The sequence below is a fragment of the Acidovorax sp. KNOB132 genome (assembly GCF_057541515.1).
On record NZ_BAAJYT010000425.1, the window covers coordinates 1 to 2,087 of the forward strand.

3 protein-coding genes are annotated in these 2,087 nt (G+C 71.7%); all 3 read right to left on the reverse strand.

The window, feature by feature from the left end; translation table 11 throughout:
* Positions 1–15: 15 nt before the first annotated feature.
* Positions 16–840: a uroporphyrinogen-III C-methyltransferase gene (gene cobA, locus AC27IO_RS23340; protein WP_498741047.1), complete on the reverse strand. Its 825-nt coding sequence runs from the start codon at positions 838–840 to the stop codon at positions 16–18.
* Between the two features lie 7 nt (positions 841–847).
* Positions 848–1,771: a DNA-binding protein YbiB gene (ybiB, locus tag AC27IO_RS23345; RefSeq protein ID WP_317355922.1), complete on the reverse strand. Its 924-nt coding sequence runs from the start codon at positions 1,769–1,771 to the stop codon at positions 848–850.
* A 64-nt stretch (positions 1,772–1,835) separates the two neighbouring features.
* The coding region (locus AC27IO_RS23350; RefSeq protein WP_498741045.1) for a (2Fe-2S)-binding protein at positions 1,836–2,087 on the reverse strand (252 nt) is incomplete at its 5' end.

Here is a 2,087-nt window from a genome sequence, read left to right on the forward strand (position 1 = left end):
GGGGCTGCCGGCGTGTCAGCCGCCCACGGCGTTGCGCAGCGAGACGGGAGTGGTGGTGGCGGGGCGCGCCGCGCGAGGGGCGCCGGCTGCCGCCACGCCGCTCACCACGTCGCCCACGACGATGACCGAGGGGCTGGCGAGCTGCTCGCGCTCGATGGTGGCGTGCAGCTCGCCCAGGGTGGTGAGCGCGTGGCGCTGCTGGGGCAGGCTCACGTGCTGGATGACGACCACGGGGGTGCTGGCGGGCAGGCCGGTGAGCAGCTCCTGCTGGATGTGCGCGGCGCTGCTCACGCCCATGTAGATGACCAGGGTGAGGCGTGCATCGCGCGCCGTGGCGGCCAGCTGGCGCCAGTCGGTGCCGGCGTCGCCGGGCTTGGCGTGGCCGGTGACGAACACCACGCCGTGCGCGTGCTCGCGGTGGGTGAGGGGCGTGCCCAGCAGCGTCATGCCGGCCAGGCCCGCGGTGATGCCGTTGACCACCTGCACGTCGATGCCGGCCGCGCGCAGGTGCTCGACCTCTTCGCCGCCGCGCCCGAAGATGAACGGGTCGCCGCCCTTCAGGCGCACGACGTTCTCACCTTCGTTCACGGCCATGACCATGAGCTTTTCGATGAAGGCCTGGGGCGTGCTCTTGCAGCCGCCGCGCTTGCCCACATGGACGATGCGCGCGCCGGGCGGGGCCATGGCCACGATCTCGTCGCTGACCAGGTCGTCCACCAGCAGCACGGTGGCGGCCTGGATGGCCTTGAGGGCCTTGATGGTGAGCAGTTCCGGATCGCCCGGGCCGGCGCCGACCAGCGTGCAGCGGCCGGGGGGAACGCTTCGAAGGCGGGGGGGGATGGGCGATTCATGGGTTTGTCTCCAAAGGGATTTGCCCGGCCAGACGCAAGATGTGTTCCACCTGACGGGACAGCGGCGCGGGCACCGGCAGCGCGCCGTCGAGCACCTGGCGCGTGTAGCGGGCGGTGGTGTCCACGTCGATGTCCTGGGGCAGGCCGGGCACCTCGCTGGCCGTGCCGGGCTGCTGCTCTTCCCACAGATGGTGCGCGCCGGCGACGAAGGCGTCGTAACGGGGCGTTCGTCGCGGGTCGGCGGCCACTTCGCCTTCCAACCCGCGCGAGAGCAGGGCGTTCATGCCCAGCGTGGCGAAGGTGGCGTGCAGCATGTCCTGGTACTCGGGGTGGGTGTAGGCGGTGACGACCAGCGACGGCCCGGCGCAGGGGCTCATCAGCTTGACCACGCTGTGGCCCGGGTTGCGCAGGCCGACCACTTCGCGCGCGGCCAGCAGGCGGGCCAGGCCCGGGTGCAGGGCTTCGGTGTGAATGTGGGCCACGGTGCCGTTTGCTATCTTTTCAGGAGCATTCAGGGCAGATATTCCTAGGGCGTCGAGCACATCCGATGCCAGAATGCGCCGCGCCTCGGTGCGCATGCCGTGCAGCAGCACGGGCAGGCCCTCGCGCGCCAGCAGCAGCGCCAGCAGCGGGGTGAGCACGGGTAGCTTGCGCGCGCCGTTGTAGCTGGGCAGCACGACCACGGGCCGGTCGCTGGCGGGCAGGCGGGCCAGGCGGGCGTGGGTGGCGTCGAGAAAGCCGCACATCTCCTCGGCGGTCTCGCCCTTGATGCGCATGGCGATGCAGAAGGCGCCGATCTCCAGGTCGGTGACCTGGCCGTCCAGCACCTGGCCGAACAGGTCATTGGCCTGCTCGCGGCCGATGGCGCGGGCGCCGCGCGCGCCGCGGCCGAGGTCCTTGAGATAGTGGCTGATGGCCATGGCGTGGGGTTTTTCTGGCGGATCGAAAGGGACCGGATTCTCCCCCACTTCTGCCAACTTTTGGTTATATGGAGAGGGCTGCGGCGGGGGCCTGCGGGGAGGCCGGGGCCAGCGGCCCCGTGGCGCGCACCATGCGCTTGAGCTCGGGCACGCACGAGCCGCACTGGGTGCCGCAGCGCAGCGCGCCCTGCAGCTGCGCGAGCCGGTCGGCATCGGTGCCGTGGCACTGCGCCAGGTGGGCGGTGATGGCGGCGTCGGTCACGTTCAGGCAGGAGCACACGGGCTTGCCGCGCGACTGCACGGCCTGCGCGCCGGA

What these genes read in the sequence shown, in the direction of transcription:
- ybiB (WP_317355922.1), bottom strand. Translation starts at nt 1,771, where the DNA reads ATGGCCATCAGCCACTATCTCAAGGACCTCGGCCGCGGCGCGCGCGGC.